Origin of the sequence: Sphingomonas oligophenolica (assembly GCF_006438955.1) — a bacterium.
GTDB classification, from domain to species: Bacteria; Pseudomonadota; Alphaproteobacteria; order Sphingomonadales; family Sphingomonadaceae; genus Sphingomonas; species Sphingomonas oligophenolica_A.
In genome coordinates, this window is the sequence record NZ_RCZK01000006.1 from 177,380 (window position 1) to 192,367 (window position 14,988).

Below are 14,988 nucleotides of genomic sequence, written 5' to 3' on the forward strand. Positions count from 1 at the left end.
TGGGGAGGATGAAGCATCCATCAATCCGCAACCGCGGGCTTGTCATCCGTCAGCACGCGCGCGACACCCGGAAGCGATGCCGACCGATAGGATACCCATGCCCCACCTGCTGTTCGTCGCGCTTCTGGCCGCGTCGAGTGCCACCGCCGCGCCGCTCCCCAAAAAGGGTGAGCCCGCGATCACCGAACAGACGCAGAAATCGGGTGGGGTGCGCCCAGCCGAACAGCGCGCGCTCCGGTTCGACACCGCCGATCTCTCGTTCGAGGTGCTGCCCGACCAGGAGCGGCTCGACGGCATCGCGACGCTGGTCTTCACCGCCAAGGCGCCGCTGACCCGCCTGCTGATCGACCTCGACCGCAACCTCCCCGTGACCGCGATCGCGATCGACGGCGTCGCGCTACCGCGATCGGCGTGGACCAACCCCGCCGGGCAGCTCGCGATCACCCTCCCCCATCGGCTCGCGGCCGGCGCGACGGTCAGCGCGCGGATCAGCTATGGCGGCACCCCGCACGTCGCGGTCAACGCGCCGTGGGACGATGGCATGGTCTGGTCGAAAACCCCCGACGGCCGTACCTGGTTCGCGACCACCGCGGAGGGCTATGGCTGCGACCTGTTCTGGCCGTGCCTCGATTTTCCCACCGGCGAGCCCGCGCTGGTCACGCTCCACATCACCGTGCCCAAAGGATTGAAGGCGCCGAGCAACGGCAAGCTGCTCGGTGTCGACCAGCTTCCCGACGGGCGGACGCGCTGGAACTGGCAGGTCAAGCACCCCAATACCTATGCGATCGCGCTGAATGTCGGGCCGTATGAGGAGATCAGCGGGACGTACCAGAGCCGCTACGGCAACACGATTCCGATGTATTATTGGTATCTTCCCGGCGAGAAGCGCCAAGCCGAGGGGTTGTTCGCCGAATTCGCGCCGACGCTCGATTTTTTCGAGACCATGATCGGTCCCTACCCGTTCGGCGACGAGAAGGTCGGTGTCGTCGAAACCCCGCACAAGGGCATGGAGCACCAGACGATCAACGCCTATGGCAATGGCTATGCCAAGGCACCCGAGGGGTTCGACTGGCTGTTCCAGCATGAATTCGCGCACGAATGGTTCGGCAATCAGCTGACCGCCGCCAATTGGGACGATTACTGGCTCCACGAAGGCTATGGCACCTATATGCAGCCGCTTTACGGCCAGTGGCGCGACGGCGACGCGCGCTATGCCACGATGATGGACACCGAGCGCGACAAGATCGCCGATCTGGTGCCGATGGTCCGCGGCCGCGAAATCACCGAGGAAGAGGTCTACGAGCCGACCAAGGGCGGCCCCGGCCAGGACATTTATTACAAGGCGTCGTGGATGCTCCACACGCTGCGCTACCTGATCGGCGACCAGGCGTTCTTCGACGTCGCCCGCCTCGCGGTCTATGGCCGCACCGATCCGAAGCCCGGCAATTTCACGACGCGCTACGGCTCGACCGCGGAGTACGAGCGCTTCGTCCGCCAGGTGACGGGCAGGGATTATCGCTGGTTCTTCGACGTCTATCTGCGTCAGGCAGCGCTCCCTGACCTCGTCGAGACCCGCACCGGCGACACGCTATCGCTGGCGTGGAAAGTGCCGGGAGGCGGCGCGTTCCCGATGCCGGTCGAGGTCAAGGTCGGTGACCGGATCGCGACCGTCGCGATGACCGATGGGAAGGGCACGTTGGTGGTCCCCGCTGGCGAGCACATTGTCATCGATCCGTGGTCGCGCATCCTGAAGCACAGCGCGGCGCTCGACGCGGTCAAGACATGGCGCACGAGCCAGCATGGGCGTGCCTCATGAACGACCGCCTGATCGCGCGTGTCGCCGAGATGGCGGCGATCTTCATGGTCGGCGACGGTGTGGTCGGGCTGATCGAGCCGCGCCGCCACGTCGACCTGTGGAAGGATCGCGCGCTCGGCGCGGAAAAGGCGGTCGCACCGTTCGTCGATCGGCCCGGTCGCCGCCGCGCTTATGCGCTCATCCAGATCGCGGCGGGGTTGGCGCTCGCCAGTCGGCAACGCGCGCGATGAGCGGCGATCCGGTCGCGCTGCCCGGCCTTGCCGTCATTGCAGTGGGCCTGCTCGCCTTTCTCGTCGCGCTGCTCGCCGCCAGACGCCGATCCGGGGGTGAGCAGCGCGGCAATGCCACGCGGTCGCGTCGCTCGATGGTCGGAATCGCGGTCCAGGGGGTCGCGATCATGGCCGCGGCGTTCGGCCCGATCCGCGTGACGCTCGACCCGCTCTCGCCCAAGGCGCTGATCGAGGCGGGGGTAAGCGCGGCGCTGATGGTGGTCACGGTGGGGCTGTTCGTCTGGGCGAGCCGGGCGATGGGGCGCAACTGGAGCATCGTCGCACGAACCCGCGACGACCATCAACTCGTCGACACCGGCCCGTTCGCGTATCTGCGTCACCCGATCTACACCGCGCTGTTCCTGTTGATGATCGCGTTCGCCATCGCCTATGGCCACACCCCGCGGTTGTTGCTCGCGATCCCGCTCTACGCGCTCGGCACGTGGCTGCGGATCAGCGAGGAGGAACGGCTGCTCCGCACGATGTTCGGCGAGCGCTACGACGCCTATGCGGCGCGGGTGAAGCGGTTCGTGCCGGGCGTGTTCTGAACGCCCGCGTTCACCCGGCCAGTAACTCCGTCAACGCTTTCACCGCCGCCGCTTCGTCGCCGCCCCACACTGCGTTCGACACCGCCAGGAAATCGGCCCCCGCGGCGACCAACGGCGCAGCGTTGTCCAGCGTGATCCCGCCGATCGCGACCGCGGGGATCTCGAACATCGTCGCCCACCACGCCAGGATCGACGGATCGGGGCGATGCGTCGTGACCTTGGTGGTCGTCGGATAAAAGGCACCGAACGCGACATAATCCGCACCCGCCTCGCCCGCCTCCATCGCGAGATGGCGGCTGTCGTGGCAGGTCACCCCGATCTGCGCCTCGGGACCGAGCTCGGCGCGCGCGTCGCGCGGGTCGCCGTCGTCCTGCCCCAGATGGACGCCGTCGGCACCCAATCGCTTGGCGAGGCTGACGCTGTCGTTGACGATGAACGCCACCTCGCGTGCCTCGCACACCCGCTGCAGCGGTTCCGCCAGCGCCGCCGCGGCGTGCTGGTCGATGTCCTTGACCCGGAACTGGAATGCCGCGACCGCGCCCGCATCGAGCGCGCGCGCCAGCCGATCGGGAAAGCCGCCACCGACGTCGAGCGGCGACACCAGGTACAGCTGACACGGGGGGCGACGATTGTCGCGGCGGAACCTGGCGGCGAAATCGGGGTCGAGCGGGCCGAGCGGGTCTTCGATATCCATTTCGCTCCACTAAGGCGTGAAAGCCATTCGCGAAAGCATGGATTAATGTAGGATCCCGCCTCGATCGCTCATGCGCTCAGCCCACCGGATTGAATGGTTGACGCGCTATCGAGGAGTTGCCTGAGGACTCGCACTCCCGGTGGGCCGCGGCTTGGGCGTCGGCGAAGACGAGCCGTCATTCATCGCTTCATCAAGAGCCTTCTGACGACCAGGATTAGCGTACGGCCTGCCTTGGGTTTGCGCTTTTAGCTGATCGACGCCCTTCGCGGTATCGGACTTGTTATCGAACTTTTGCTGATCCGTCTGCGGCGCATTGACCGGGTGCGCTGCAATTGACAACGTACCCAAGCCTGACATGGATGCGATCACCACCAAGCCAATATTTGCTAACGTTCCCATCACCTTGCCTCCTTCAGTTAAAAACCAAAGTAACATTACCAAAAGAGAATAAGCGAAGAAGTGAAGCGAGTCAAACTCGCATTAATTTTTACATCGTAATTGCAACCACTACCGCTCAGCACCCCTTTACGTTTGTTGTAATCCCGACGGATAAGAAGCGAGCGAACAAGATTCTCATCCCGCCGATCTTGCTTCCCGCCTCGGGCAGCGACCGCTGCCCTCAGCGACAATCCATCGCCCCAGGCCGCTAGGATTGTTCCCGTTATCGTCGAACAGTCATTTCCGTTATTCCTCGTTCTTGTAGATCTTCACGAGCTTGTCGAGCATCGCCAGCGCTTCATCGCGCGGGCGCTGGAAGGTGTTCCGTCCGATGATCGACCCGTTACCGCCGCCGTCGCGGATGTCGCGCGCATCCTGGTACACCGCATCGGTGCCCTTGGCCGCGCCGCCCGAGAAAACGTTGATCCGCCGCCCCGCGAAGCTCGCCTGGCGGACGTGCGCAACCCGCTTGGCCATCGTCGACCAGTCGCCATCCTTGTACGCGGCGACGGCATCCTTCTGCTCGATATGATCGGTCGGTAGCTTGGTCTTGATGATATGCGCGCCGAGCCCCGCCGCCATGTATGCGGCATAGGCGCCGACATCGAGCGCGAGTTCGCCGTCCTTGCTGAGATCGCCACCGCGGGGATAGCTCCAGATCACGGTCGCGAGTCCCGCGGCTTCCGCTTCCTCGCGCAGCGCGCGGATTTCCTCGATCATGTCGAAAATTTTGTCCGCGCCGGGATAGATGGTGAACCCGATCGCCGCGCAGCCGAGCCGCACCGCATCCTTGACGCTGCCGGTCACCGCCTGGTCGATCGTCGTCGCCCAGCTGTTCGAACTGTTGAGCTTAAGGATCGTCGGCATCTGCCCGGCGAAGCTATCCGCCCCCGCCTCGAGCGGCCCGAGCGGCGCGGCATAGGCGCTGAGCCCCGCATCGACCGCGAGCTGATAGTGATAATGCGGGTCGTACGCGGCGGGATTGACCGCGAAGCTGCGCGCGGGGCCATGTTCGAAGCCCTGATCGACCGGCAGGATGATCAGCTTGCCGGTGCCGCCGAGCCGCCCCTGCATCAGGATGCGTGACAGGTTGCCCTTCACCGCGGCACTCGTGCCTTCATACTTGTCGAGAATGGCCTTTACGGTCGGCGTCATGGGAATTCCTTGGTAGCTAGAGTTGGAGCCAGCGACGCAGCGCGTCGTCGACCATGGTCATGATGTTGGCAGGCACCGCGCCAATCACGCGCACGACCCGCTGTCTGCGGAGCGATTGGATCTTGTCGATCTGGATCTCGCTGTTGCGATCGAGCACAGTGTCAATCGACGCATCGATCGCGATACGGAAAAGATGTGCGCCATTGGTTGTGCTTGTAACCGGGCACATCGCAAACGAGGCATGTAGTTCGTTGAAGCTATCCGACTGAACGATCACGAAGGGGCGAGGCTTGCCCGAGAATTCACCCGGTCCGGCCGCCAGCACCAAATCACCCCGCTTTATTTCCAACGTCCGTCCTCAGCCTCGATCGCTTCGAGAAATTCCCAATCATCGGCGCGATCTTCCGCCGCCGCTTTTAATGATTGTCGCTTCGCCTCGGCCAGGAATGCCTCGTCGTGTCGTTCGACATAACGCCGCACTGCTTCGCGCGCGATATCGCTCTTGCTTCGTCCTTGGGTGCGAGCAACCGCAGCCAGCCTTTCCTCAAGATCAGTATCCAGCCTGACACCCAGCATCGGAGCCTCCGTTTAACATGTTAAACATAGGCTGCGCCGGGCCACGAATCAATCCCGCAGCGCGGCGACTCCGGGCAATTCCTTACCCTCCATCCATTCCAGGAACGCGCCGCCTGCGGTCGACACGAAGCTGAAATCGTCCGCGACGCCGGCCTGGTTGAGCGCCGCGACGGTATCGCCGCCGCCCGCGACCGACACCAGGCTGCCGTCGCCGGTCAGCGCCGCGGCGGTCTTGGCGAGGCTGACGGTGGCGACATCGAACGGCGGGGTCTCGAACGCGCCGAGCGGGCCGTTCCACACCAATGTCCGGCAGTTCTTGAGCACATCGGCCAGCGCCTCGGTCGCGGCGGGACCGATATCGAGGATCATCTCGTCGGCGGCGACCTCATGGACGTTGACCGTCCGCGTCGCCGGGTTGGGCTTGAACTCCTTCGCGACGACGACATCGTACGGCAGGTGAACGGTGCAGTTCGCCGCCTCGGCCGCCGCCAAGATCGCGTCGGCGGTGGCGGCGAGGTCATGTTCGCACAGCGATGTGCCGACATCGACGCCGCGCGCGGCGAGGAAGGTGTTCGCCATCCCGCCGCCGATGATCAGGTGATCGACCTGGTCGACGAGGTGGCGCAGCACATCGAGCTTCGACGACACTTTCGCGCCGCCGACGACCGCCGCGACGGGGTGTTCGGGATGGCCCAGCGCTTTCTCGAGCGCGTCGAGTTCGGCCTCCATCGCGCGCCCCGCGAACGCCGGAAGCTTGTGCGCGACACCTTCCGTGGAAGCATGTGCGCGGTGCGCCGCGGAAAAGGCGTCGTTGACGTAGAGATCGCCGAGCGCGGCGAAGCGATCGACGACCTGCGGATCGTTGCGCTCTTCGCCTGCGAAGAACCGGGTATTCTCGAACACCGCGATGTCGCCCGGCTGCATCATCGCGACCGCCTCAGTCGCGCCGTCCCAATCGACGAACCGAACCTCGCGCCCGAGCACCTGGCTGTACGGCCGCACCACCATCGCGAGCGACAGGTCAGGATGCCGCTCGCCCTTGGGGCGACCGAAATGAGCCAGGATCAGGACGATCGCGCCGCGGTCGGCGAGCTCGGTCACGGTCGGGATCGTCGCGCGGAGCCGGGTATCGTCGGTCACCGCGCCATCTGCCATCGGTACGTTCAGATCCTCGCGGACCAGCACGCGTTTGCCCGTGATGTCGCCCATGTCGTCGAGCGTCTTGAACAGCTTGGTCATGGTTCCTCGATTCCGATCTCATCGCCGACCGCGATGTCGCCGCCCGCCTTTACCCGCGTACACACGCCGCCGCGCCAATCGACCGACAACGCGGCCGTCAGCCCCGTCGCGAGCATTTCCATCCGTTCGCAAGGGTCGGTCTGGCGCGTAATTTCAAGGATCACGTCGCCGATGCGGAGCAACGTGCCCGGCACCTGCGGCAGGTCGAGCCCGTCGACCAGCAGGTTGGCGCGGCGTTCCTGCCAGGCGATATTGTGCCCGACCTCGGCCATCGCCGCGTCCCAATCGCCCCGCTCGATCAGCGTCACCTGCCGCCGCCCGCGCCCGCCCGGTTTCACGGTACCGCGGAAGTCGCCGTGGACGCCGCCCTCGACGGTGATGTCGACCTGGTCGATCACCTCCATCGGCGCCTTGGGAAAGGCGTGGCGGGCAATCCCCGCGATCGTGCCGCGGCGCGTCACGGGATTTAGAGGAACGCCGCCATCGCGGTGGCGGTGTCGACCATCCGGTTCGAAAAGCCCCATTCGTTGTCGTACCAGCTGACCACGCGGACCAGCTTGCCGTCGAGCACCGCGGTCTCGAGGCTGTCGACCGTCGAGGAAGCCGGGGTGTGAACGATGTCGATCGAGACCAGCGGCTCGTCCGAATAGACGAGCACGCCCTTGAGCGGCCCGCTTTCCGACGCCGCCTTCAGGATCGCATTGACCTCGTCGCGCGTCGTGTCGCGCTTGGGGGTGAAGGTCAGGTCGACCAGGCTGCCGTCGGGCACGGGCACGCGCACCGCGGAGCCGTCGAGCCGCCCCTTGAGTTCGGGCAGCACCTCGCCCACCGCGCGCGCCGCGCCGGTGGTGGTCGGGATCATGCTCATCCCCGCGGCGCGCGCGCGGCGCAGGTCGGGGTGTATCTGGTCGAGGATCTTCTGGTCGTTGGTATAGGCGTGGATCGTCGTCATCAGCCCACGCTCGATCCCGATCGAATCGTTGAGCACCTTCGCGACGGGCGCCAGGCAGTTGGTGGTGCACGACGCGTTCGAGACGATATTGTGGTCGGCGGTCAGCTTGTCGTGGTTGACGCCATAGACGACGGTCAGGTCGACGCCCTTGCCGGGGGCCGAAATCAGCACCTTCTTCGCGCCCGCATCGATATGTTTCTGGCACGACGTCTGGTCGGTGAAGAAGCCGGTGCATTCGAGGACGAGATCGACGCCGAGTTCCCGGTGCGGCAAATTGGCGGGATCGCGCTCGGCGGTGACGCGGATGCGCTTGCCGTCGATGACCAGGTCGTCGCCCTCGGCCGACACCGCGCCGGGATATTTGCCGTGGACGCTGTCGCGGCTGAACAGCCATGCGTTCGATTTGGCATCGGCGAGGTCGTTGATCGTGACGAGTTCGAGATCGCCGCCACGCTCCATCATCGCGCGCGCCACCAAGCGCCCGATCCGACCGAAGCCGTTGATCGCAACCTTCACCGTCATGTCGAACTCCCTGGCTTGGCTTGGCGGTATCGAGCCCGCCTGAATGGCGGTGCCTTTGCGGGGGCGCGCCCTGCTGTCAACCGCACGCGATGGTGAAACGCCCCGTCGCACGCCGACCCGCCCGCGGCAAAATCGGGTTGTCGCGCCGTCATGGCGTGCTATCCCGAGAGTCATGGCCGCTACCCATCCCGCTACCGACCGGATCGACGACGCGATCGCGCGAATCGAGGCCGCGATCGATACCCGCGCGACCGCCGCCGAACGCCTGTCGCACCGCCATGCCGCGCTGAAGGCGCGGATGGCCGAAGCGGTCGCCGCGCTCGACGAGGTCATCGCACGCGAAAGCGCGTCCTGATGGCCGACGTCACGCTCACCATCGGTGGCCGTCCGCACACCGTCGCGTGCCGCGATGGCGAAGAGGCGCGGGTCACGCTGCTGGGGCAGATGATCGAGGATCGCTGGGCGATGGCGTCGCGCGCCGCGGGGGCCGCCGGATCCGAACGCGCGATGCTGTTCGTGGCGCTGATGCTCGCCGACGATCTGGACGAGGCGGCCAATCGCGCCCCCGTCGGCGCCGCGGTCAGCGAGTCCGCGCTCGCGCGGATCGCGGATCGGCTTGAGGCGCTTGCCGAAGCCCTTGAGCATTCCCCGCAAAGCGCCTAAATGAAAGGCGGCGGGTTCTGCCCGGTACGAGCCTTTATTATCCCTGAGGCTATTCATCTTCCTAGGGGACTGTCCCTGCCCGGGCCCTGGTCCGACGCACATGGTTCCCACCTGACGTACCGTGCGTCAGAGGATAACCCGGCAAACGACCATGGTGGGCCCGCCACCCACCGGCCATGACGGGATCGAGCAAGCCGGACCTGCGCGCGCGATTGCGCGCCGCGCGTCGCGCCTATGCCCCCGTCGCGATCCTCGTGCCCGACAGCTTCCGCGCCAGATTGTCCCCCCGCCTCATCATCGCCTCCTATATTCCGGTCGGCAGCGAGGCCGATCCCGCACCGTTTGCGCAAGCTGCGACCGCCGCAGGGTGCAGGATCGCGCTCCCCCATGTGGTCGATCACGCAACGCCGTTGCGGTTTCTGGCGTGGGCGACCGGCGCGGCGCTGGTGACGGGGCCGTTCGGGTTGCGACAACCCGCCGCCGATGCCCCCGAACTCGCCCCCGACATCATCCTTACCCCGCTGGTCGGCTTCGATCGCCGCGGCGCCAGACTCGGCCAGGGCGCGGGCCATTACGACCGCGCCTTCCTTGCCTATCCCGATGCCTGGCGGGTCGGGGTTGCGTTCGCGGGTCAGGAGGTCGAATTGCTCCCCATCGACGCGTGGGACATGCCGCTCCACGCGATTGCCACCGACAAGGAATGGATCGTGCCCCGATGGACCGTATCGTGACCCCGAGCTGGCGCAAGCCGGCGGGGATGCTCATCATCCTCACGCTGCTACTGCTGTGGTGCGTCGCGATCGTCAGCCTGTCGGGGCTGGTGGGCCGCTGGCACTGGGCGCTGCAACTGGCGTTCTACATCGCCGCCGGCATCGCATGGCTGTGGCTACTGCCGATGCGGCGGATGCTGTCGTGGATGGAAACGGGACGATTTCGCTAGGCATCCCGGCGGAGGGATGGCGCGAGTGACGGGACTCGAACCCGCGACCTCCGGCGTGACAGGCCGGCGCTCTAACCAACTGAGCTACACCCGCTTGGAAAGCGTGAGGCGCGGCCACTAGGCGACCCACCCTACCCTGTCAACCGCCCGACGGGTCGATCCCGCCGTTCGCGTCGTCCGCCGCGGCGGCGCGGGTCCGGGGGCCATCGACCAGGGTGCCGTGTTCGAACAGGAAGCCCGCAATATCGGGCTTGCCCGCGGCGCGGATCACGGTCTGGATAATGATCAGCAGCGGCACCGCGAGCAGCGCGCCCGCGGTCCCCCAGACCCAGCTCCAGAAGCTGAGCGAGATGAGGATCATGATCGGGTTGATCGTCAGCCGATGCCCGACGACCACAGGAGTGATCGCATTCGCCTCGATCAGGTGCAGTCCATACATCACCGCGGGTGGCAGCATCGCGACCCACACGTCGCTGAACGTCATCAGCCCGCCCAGCGCCAGCAGGAACGCCGCGATCACCGGCCCGAAATAGGGGATGTAGTTGAGCAACGCGACGATCCCGCCCCACATCAGCGGATAGGGCATCCCGATCAGATACAGCGCCAGCGCCACGCTGAGCCCCAGCACGATGTTGATGAGGGTAATCGTGCCGAGATAGGCGGAGACGTCATCGACCACATCCTGGATCACCCGCGCGGTCGCCATCGCGCCGTCGAAGCTGCTCCGCCCGGTGATCGTCTGCTGGCGCATCCGCGTCCACCCGGCGAGGAAGAAGAATACCGTCAGGATGCTGAAGACGAACTGGACCACCACCGTCGGCGCGGAGGTCGCGGCGAGTTCCAGAATCGAATTGGGCGGTGCCACTGCGCTTTGGGTCTGCGCATGGACCGGCGCCGCCGCGACCTGGCGGAGCATCTTGTTGACCGATTTTTCGAGCGTCGAATACAGATCGAGCAGCGGCGACAAATTCTGCTGGATTCGCGGGATGCGAGTCGGCAGCAGGCGGAAGAAATCGGTCGCGGGCACGACGATCGCGGCGATCGCGATGTTGGCGAGCAACAGGAACGCCAGGATGCACAGGATCGCGGCGATCGGGGACGGCACGCGGCGCCGCTCAAGCCATTGCAACACCGGCACCAGCGCCACTGCGATCACCAGCGCGATCGTCACCGGCAGAAAGAATTCCGCCCCCGATTTCAGCGCGAACGGCGTTGCCAGCACCAACCCCGCACCCGCGATCAGCGTCAACGCCGCCAGCAACCGATCGCGGCGCCCCGCGACGCGGAATGCCTCCGCGGGGGACAATCCGCCCGCGCCGCTCGCGCGCGCGGCCACATCGCGCGCCAGCGCGTCGTCGCGCGCGTCCGGCGGCGGTAAGTCGGTCGAGTCGATGCCCAGGTCTGCCATCACGCCACGGTAACGGCTTTCCCTCGGCGTGTAATCAACGCTAATCACACTGCCATGGGAAAGTATCTGCTGGTCATCGACGAAGGCACGACCTCGACCCGCGCGATGCTGTTCGCGCCCGAAGGTGCGTGCATCGCAAGCGAGGCGGCGGCGCTCGACCAGCATTACCCGCGCCCCGGCTGGGTCGAACACGACGCGGCGGAGATCTGGCGCAAGACGCTGCGCGTTACCGCCGCGATGGTGGCGCAGGCGGGGGGGGCGGACCGGATCGCGGGAATCGGCATCACCAACCAGCGCGAAACGATCGTGTTCTGGGACAAGACCACCGGCGCGCCGCTCGCCCCCGCGATCGTGTGGCAGGATCGCCGCACCGCCGACTGGTGTGCCGCGCACCGCGAGGCGGGGCACGAGGCGCTGGTCCAGGCGCGTACCGGGCTGTTGCTCGATCCCTATTTCTCGGGGTCGAAGATCGGCTGGGCGATGCGCGAATGGCCCGCCCTCGCCGCCGCGGGCGACCGGCTCGCGATCGGCACGATCGATTCGTGGCTGATCTGGAATCTGACCGGCGGGCTCCACGTCACCGACGCGACCAACGCCAGCCGCACCGCGCTGATGCGGATCGCGGCGGGCGGCTGGGACGACGACCTGATCGCGTTGTTCGGCGCGCCGCGCGCCGCGCTACCCGACATCGTCGACTGCGCCGGGATGATCGGCACGACGAGCGCGTTCGGCGGCAGCATCCCGATCACCGGCGTCGCGGGCGACCAGCAGGCCGCCTCAATCGGCCAGGCGTGCCTGTCGCCCGGCGACACCAAGGCGACCTATGGCACCGGCGCGTTCATCCTCACCCACGCGGGCGCGACGCAGCCGAACTCCGACCACCGACTGCTCTCGACGATTGCGTGGCAGCTGGCGGGCGAGCGCGCCTATGCGCTCGAAGGATCGGTGTTCGTCGCGGGCAGCCTGATCCAGTGGCTCCGCGATTCGCTCGGGCTGATCGCCACCGCGGCTGAAACCGAGACGCTGGCGCGCGGGGTCGCGGACAATGGCGGGGTGTATCTGGTGCCCGCGCTGAGCGGGCTGGGCGCGCCGTGGTGGGAGCCTGACACCCGCGCGGCGTTGTCTGGCTTAAGTTTCGCGAGCGGCAAGGCGCATGTCGCGCGCGCTGCATTGGAGGCGATGGCGCACCAGACCCACGACCTCAAGACCGCGTTCGCCGCCGACGGTCAGGACTGGGCGAGCCTCAAGATCGACGGCGGCATGGTCGCCAACGACTGGATCGCGCAGGACCTGGCCGACATGCTCGCGCTCCCCGTCGAGCGCCCCGCGTTCGCCGAAACCACTGCGCTCGGGGCGGCGATGCTGGCCGGGGTCGGCGCGGGACTGTTCGCGGACCTTGCCGCCGCGAGCGCGATGCGCGGCGCGGTCGAGACGTTCGCGCCCCGTACCGACCCCGCCGCGCGGGACACGCGGCTCGCGGGATGGCAGCGCGCGGTTCGATCGGTCATTGCTGCCGCACGCTGACAAACGGGGTGACCCAGCCCGGCTGGACGGTTCAACCAATCGCGCCATCGGAAAGTTCGTGATCGATCACCTGTCGACTTTACAGCGAGAATATCATGCAACGATTGACCGACAAGACGTGCGTCGTCACCGGCGCGGCGCGTGGCATCGGCCGCGCGATCGCGGCCTGTTTTCATGCTGAGGGCGCTACCGTTATCGTCACCGACTTGGACGAAACGACAGGAGCGGCAACCGCGGCCGCGATTGGATGCCGATTCGAAAAGCTCGACGTGCGCGAAGAGCGTGACTGGCGGCGGTTGGCCGACATCGTTCCCGTCGCCGATGTCGTGGTCAACAATGCCGGGGTGACCGGGTTCGAACACGGCATGGTGCCCCATGATCCCGAACACGCCAGCCTGGCGGATTGGCGCGCCGTTCACCGCGTCAATCTGGATGGGACCTTCCTGGGCTGTCGCTATGCGATCGGCGCGATGAAGCGGCGGGGCACGGGGTCGATCATCAACCTCTCGTCGCGGTCGGGGCTGGTCGGCATTCCGCTCGCCGCGGCCTATGCCTCGTCCAAGGCGGCGATCCGCAACCATAGCAAGACGGTCGCGCTCTATTGCGCGCAACAGGGGTGGCAGATCCGATGCAATTCGATCCACCCCGCCGCGATTCTGACGCCGATCTGGGAACCGATGCTGGGGACCGGTCCCGACCGCGACGCCAGGATGCAGGCGCTCGTCGCCGACACGCCGCTGCGGCGGTTCGGGATGCCCGAAGAGGTCGCGGCGATCGCGCTGACGCTGGCGTCCGACGAGGCGACCTATGTGACGGGGACCGAAATCACCATCGACGGCGGGCTGCTCGCCGGCTCCGCCGCGTCCCCCGGCTGAGGGAGCGCGACGGGAGGCGATCGCGCGCCGAAACCTCGCTTGACTTGGCTGCCCCCACGCCCTTCGGTCGCTCTCGCGATGCTTCCCCCCGACGACATCCCCCCGCAGCGCAAGATCATCCATGTCGACATGGACGCCTTCTACGCCTCGGTCGAACAGCGCGACGATCCCACGCTCAAGGGCCGCCCGGTCGCAGTCGGGGGGTCGCGTGCGCGCGGCGTCGTCGCAGCGGCGAGCTATGAGGCGCGCGCGTTCGGGGTGCGCAGCGCGATGCCGTCGGTCACCGCGCTGCGGCGCTGCCCCGACCTCGTCTTCGTGCCACCCCGGTTCGACGTCTATCGCGCGATCAGCCAGCAGATTCGCGGCATCTTCGCCGATTATACCGCGCTGATCGAACCGCTCTCGCTCGACGAGGCGTATCTCGACGTGACCGAGGATCGCCACGCGCTCGGCAGCGCCCGCGCGATCGCGGAGGCGATCCGCGCGCGAATTCACACCGAGACCGGGCTCACCGCGTCCGCCGGGGTCAGCTACAACAAGTTCATCGCCAAGCTCGCGTCCGACCAGAACAAGCCCGACGGAATCTGCGTCATCCCGCCGACCAAGGGCGCGGCGTTCGTCGCCTCGCTCCCGGTCAAGCGCTTCCACGGCGTCGGCCCGGTCACCGCGAAGAAGATGGCCGCGCTCGGCATCCTGACCGGCGCTGACCTGCGCGACCGATCGCTCGCCACGCTGGCACAGCATTTCGGCAGTTACGCCGATTATCTCTTTGCCGCCGCGCGCGGGGAGGACCACCGCCCGGTTAGGGTCGACCGCGCCACCAAATCGGTCGGCGCCGAGCGGACCTTCGAGGTCAACCTCGTCGACCCCGCCGATCTCGACGCCGCGCTGGTCCGCGTCGCCGAGGCGGCATGGGTGCGGATCGACCGCAGCGGCACGCGCGGGCGCACGGTAACGCTGAAGCTGCGCTACGCCGATTTTCACACGATCACCCGCGCCCGATCGGTGTCCACCAGCGTCACCGATCACCCCGCCTTCCTCGCGCTCGGCCGCGACCTGCTCGCCCAGCAGCTCCCCGTACCCGACGGCATCCGCCTACTCGGCCTGACGCTGTCGGGAATCGTCGCTGACGAGGAGGTGGACGACCAACCTACGCTGCCGCTTTGATCGGGCTCTCCGGGCGTGCGAACGCAAGATCGTTCTGATTCACACCCGTTCGCCCTGAGCTTGTCGAAGGGCCTTAGGCTAGCCGTGCTTCGACAGGCTCAGCACGAACGGCCTCCTTAGAAGTCGTTGGCCCCCAACCCCGCGACTCGCCGCAATCCCTAGCTTTCGATGGACGGATTCACCGCGTTCGTTTACCACGAGG

Annotated in this window: 19 protein-coding genes and 1 tRNA gene; 10 read left to right on the forward strand and 10 right to left on the reverse strand. The window is 66.7% G+C overall.

The window, feature by feature from the left end; genetic code table 11:
- Window positions 1-97: 97 nt before the first annotated feature.
- Genes EAH84_RS09645 through EAH84_RS09655 form a run of 3 tightly spaced genes read left to right on the forward strand, consistent with a single transcriptional unit; the run spans window position 98 to window position 2,633 of the window.
- On the forward strand, window positions 98-1,816 hold the full coding sequence (locus EAH84_RS09645) for a M1 family metallopeptidase (RefSeq protein ID WP_140871252.1): 1,719 nt from the start codon (window positions 98-100) through the stop codon (window positions 1,814-1,816).
- Window positions 1,813-2,046, forward strand: coding sequence for a hypothetical protein (locus EAH84_RS09650; protein ID WP_140871254.1), 234 nt, complete (start codon window positions 1,813-1,815; stop codon window positions 2,044-2,046). Before EAH84_RS09645 ends, EAH84_RS09650 begins: the two co-directional genes overlap by 4 nt.
- Window positions 2,043-2,633 carry a methyltransferase family protein gene (locus EAH84_RS09655; RefSeq protein ID WP_140871256.1) on the forward strand — a complete coding sequence of 197 codons (591 nt, stop codon included), beginning with the start codon at window positions 2,043-2,045 and terminating at the stop codon, window positions 2,631-2,633. Before EAH84_RS09650 ends, EAH84_RS09655 begins: the two co-directional genes overlap by 4 nt.
- Window positions 2,634-2,643: 10 nt before the next feature.
- Here EAH84_RS09655 and thiE read toward each other — a convergent pair whose 3' ends face one another.
- The 8 genes from thiE to gap all read right to left on the reverse strand — a co-directional run bounded on the left by thiE (window position 2,644) and on the right by gap (window position 8,209).
- The gene (thiE, locus tag EAH84_RS09660; protein ID WP_140871258.1) at window positions 2,644-3,327 is read right to left on the reverse strand and encodes a thiamine phosphate synthase; all 684 of its coding nucleotides are present in this window, start codon (window positions 3,325-3,327) and stop codon (window positions 2,644-2,646) included.
- A gap of 105 nt (window positions 3,328-3,432) precedes the next feature.
- Complete coding sequence (locus EAH84_RS09665; RefSeq protein ID WP_140871260.1) at window positions 3,433-3,729, reverse strand: hypothetical protein; 297 nt, start codon at window positions 3,727-3,729, stop codon at window positions 3,433-3,435.
- Between the two features lie 282 nt (window positions 3,730-4,011).
- Complete coding sequence (locus EAH84_RS09670; protein WP_140871261.1) at window positions 4,012-4,920, reverse strand: class I fructose-bisphosphate aldolase; 909 nt, start codon at window positions 4,918-4,920, stop codon at window positions 4,012-4,014.
- 16 nt (window positions 4,921-4,936) lie between these two features.
- Complete coding sequence (locus EAH84_RS09675) at window positions 4,937-5,248, reverse strand: type II toxin-antitoxin system PemK/MazF family toxin (protein WP_206663956.1); 312 nt, start codon at window positions 5,246-5,248, stop codon at window positions 4,937-4,939.
- 11 nt (window positions 5,249-5,259) lie between these two features.
- Entirely contained in the window at window positions 5,260-5,496 is a 237-nt protein-coding gene (gene relB, locus EAH84_RS09680; RefSeq protein ID WP_140871267.1) for a type II toxin-antitoxin system RelB family antitoxin, read from the reverse strand.
- Window positions 5,497-5,544: 48 nt separating this feature from the next.
- Window positions 5,545-6,735 (reverse strand): phosphoglycerate kinase, encoded by a 1,191-nt coding sequence (locus EAH84_RS09685; RefSeq protein WP_140871270.1) that lies wholly within the window; start codon window positions 6,733-6,735, stop codon window positions 5,545-5,547.
- Window positions 6,732-7,139, reverse strand: a complete 408-nt coding sequence (locus EAH84_RS09690; RefSeq protein WP_194150382.1) for an MOSC domain-containing protein — start codon at window positions 7,137-7,139, stop codon at window positions 6,732-6,734. The genes EAH84_RS09685 and EAH84_RS09690 overlap by 4 nt, the downstream gene beginning before the upstream one ends.
- A gap of 62 nt (window positions 7,140-7,201) precedes the next feature.
- Entirely contained in the window at window positions 7,202-8,209 is a 1,008-nt protein-coding gene (gene gap / locus EAH84_RS09695) for a type I glyceraldehyde-3-phosphate dehydrogenase (RefSeq protein ID WP_140871276.1), read from the reverse strand.
- A gap of 172 nt (window positions 8,210-8,381) precedes the next feature.
- Between gap and EAH84_RS09700 the strand changes: the two genes are divergently transcribed.
- From EAH84_RS09700 to EAH84_RS09715, 4 genes are all read left to right on the forward strand, one after another.
- Window positions 8,382-8,564 carry a hypothetical protein gene (locus tag EAH84_RS09700; RefSeq protein WP_140871279.1) on the forward strand — a complete coding sequence of 61 codons (183 nt, stop codon included), beginning with the start codon at window positions 8,382-8,384 and terminating at the stop codon, window positions 8,562-8,564.
- Window positions 8,564-8,872: a cell division protein ZapA gene (locus tag EAH84_RS09705; RefSeq protein WP_140871282.1), complete on the forward strand. Its 309-nt coding sequence runs from the start codon at window positions 8,564-8,566 to the stop codon at window positions 8,870-8,872. Before EAH84_RS09700 ends, EAH84_RS09705 begins: the two co-directional genes overlap by 1 nt.
- A gap of 176 nt (window positions 8,873-9,048) precedes the next feature.
- Window positions 9,049-9,603 (forward strand): 5-formyltetrahydrofolate cyclo-ligase, encoded by a 555-nt coding sequence (locus EAH84_RS09710; protein WP_140871285.1) that lies wholly within the window; start codon window positions 9,049-9,051, stop codon window positions 9,601-9,603.
- A complete protein-coding gene (locus EAH84_RS09715) occupies window positions 9,588-9,812 on the forward strand; it encodes a DUF2842 domain-containing protein (RefSeq protein ID WP_140871288.1) in 225 nt (74 codons plus the stop codon). The genes EAH84_RS09710 and EAH84_RS09715 overlap by 16 nt, the downstream gene beginning before the upstream one ends.
- Before the next feature lie 17 nt (window positions 9,813-9,829).
- Here the strand turns inward: EAH84_RS09715 and EAH84_RS09720 are convergent.
- Both EAH84_RS09720 and EAH84_RS09725 read right to left on the reverse strand, forming a co-directional pair.
- Window positions 9,830-9,906: transfer RNA gene (locus EAH84_RS09720), tRNA-Asp, on the reverse strand.
- A 45-nt stretch (window positions 9,907-9,951) separates the two neighbouring features.
- Window positions 9,952-11,220 carry an AI-2E family transporter gene (locus EAH84_RS09725; RefSeq protein ID WP_140871291.1) on the reverse strand — a complete coding sequence of 423 codons (1,269 nt, stop codon included), beginning with the start codon at window positions 11,218-11,220 and terminating at the stop codon, window positions 9,952-9,954.
- A 54-nt stretch (window positions 11,221-11,274) separates the two neighbouring features.
- Here EAH84_RS09725 and EAH84_RS09730 point away from each other — a divergent pair, with 54 nt between their 5' ends.
- The 3 genes from EAH84_RS09730 (at window position 11,275) to dinB (ending at window position 14,786) form a co-directional block, all read left to right on the forward strand.
- Complete coding sequence (locus EAH84_RS09730) at window positions 11,275-12,744, forward strand: FGGY family carbohydrate kinase (protein ID WP_140871294.1); 1,470 nt, start codon at window positions 11,275-11,277, stop codon at window positions 12,742-12,744.
- A gap of 95 nt (window positions 12,745-12,839) precedes the next feature.
- Window positions 12,840-13,619, forward strand: coding sequence for an SDR family oxidoreductase (locus EAH84_RS09735; protein ID WP_140871297.1), 780 nt, complete (start codon window positions 12,840-12,842; stop codon window positions 13,617-13,619).
- A gap of 78 nt (window positions 13,620-13,697) precedes the next feature.
- Window positions 13,698-14,786, forward strand: coding sequence for a DNA polymerase IV (gene dinB, locus EAH84_RS09740; RefSeq protein ID WP_140871300.1), 1,089 nt, complete (start codon window positions 13,698-13,700; stop codon window positions 14,784-14,786).
- Window positions 14,787-14,988 lie beyond the last annotated feature (202 nt).

What these genes read in the sequence shown, in the direction of transcription:
- EAH84_RS09735 (WP_140871297.1), top strand. Translation starts at nt 12,840, where the DNA reads ATGCAACGATTGACCGACAAGACGTGCGTCGTCACCGGCGCGGCGCGT.
- thiE (WP_140871258.1), bottom strand. Translation starts at nt 3,327, where the DNA reads ATGGATATCGAAGACCCGCTCGGCCCGCTCGACCCCGATTTCGCCGCC.
- EAH84_RS09650 (WP_140871254.1), top strand. Translation starts at nt 1,813, where the DNA reads ATGAACGACCGCCTGATCGCGCGTGTCGCCGAGATGGCGGCGATCTTC.
- relB (WP_140871267.1), bottom strand. Translation starts at nt 5,496, where the DNA reads ATGCTGGGTGTCAGGCTGGATACTGATCTTGAGGAAAGGCTGGCTGCG.
- EAH84_RS09645 (WP_140871252.1), top strand. Translation starts at nt 98, where the DNA reads ATGCCCCACCTGCTGTTCGTCGCGCTTCTGGCCGCGTCGAGTGCCACC.
- EAH84_RS09690 (WP_194150382.1), bottom strand. Translation starts at nt 7,139, where the DNA reads ATGGAGGTGATCGACCAGGTCGACATCACCGTCGAGGGCGGCGTCCAC.
- EAH84_RS09730 (WP_140871294.1), top strand. Translation starts at nt 11,275, where the DNA reads ATGGGAAAGTATCTGCTGGTCATCGACGAAGGCACGACCTCGACCCGC.
- EAH84_RS09685 (WP_140871270.1), bottom strand. Translation starts at nt 6,735, where the DNA reads ATGACCAAGCTGTTCAAGACGCTCGACGACATGGGCGACATCACGGGC.
- EAH84_RS09705 (WP_140871282.1), top strand. Translation starts at nt 8,564, where the DNA reads ATGGCCGACGTCACGCTCACCATCGGTGGCCGTCCGCACACCGTCGCG.
- EAH84_RS09725 (WP_140871291.1), bottom strand. Translation starts at nt 11,220, where the DNA reads ATGGCAGACCTGGGCATCGACTCGACCGACTTACCGCCGCCGGACGCG.
- EAH84_RS09715 (WP_140871288.1), top strand. Translation starts at nt 9,588, where the DNA reads ATGGACCGTATCGTGACCCCGAGCTGGCGCAAGCCGGCGGGGATGCTC.
- gap (WP_140871276.1), bottom strand. Translation starts at nt 8,209, where the DNA reads ATGACGGTGAAGGTTGCGATCAACGGCTTCGGTCGGATCGGGCGCTTG.
- EAH84_RS09670 (WP_140871261.1), bottom strand. Translation starts at nt 4,920, where the DNA reads ATGACGCCGACCGTAAAGGCCATTCTCGACAAGTATGAAGGCACGAGT.
- EAH84_RS09700 (WP_140871279.1), top strand. Translation starts at nt 8,382, where the DNA reads ATGGCCGCTACCCATCCCGCTACCGACCGGATCGACGACGCGATCGCG.
- dinB (WP_140871300.1), top strand. Translation starts at nt 13,698, where the DNA reads ATGCTTCCCCCCGACGACATCCCCCCGCAGCGCAAGATCATCCATGTC.
- EAH84_RS09710 (WP_140871285.1), top strand. Translation starts at nt 9,049, where the DNA reads ATGACGGGATCGAGCAAGCCGGACCTGCGCGCGCGATTGCGCGCCGCG.
- EAH84_RS09655 (WP_140871256.1), top strand. Translation starts at nt 2,043, where the DNA reads ATGAGCGGCGATCCGGTCGCGCTGCCCGGCCTTGCCGTCATTGCAGTG.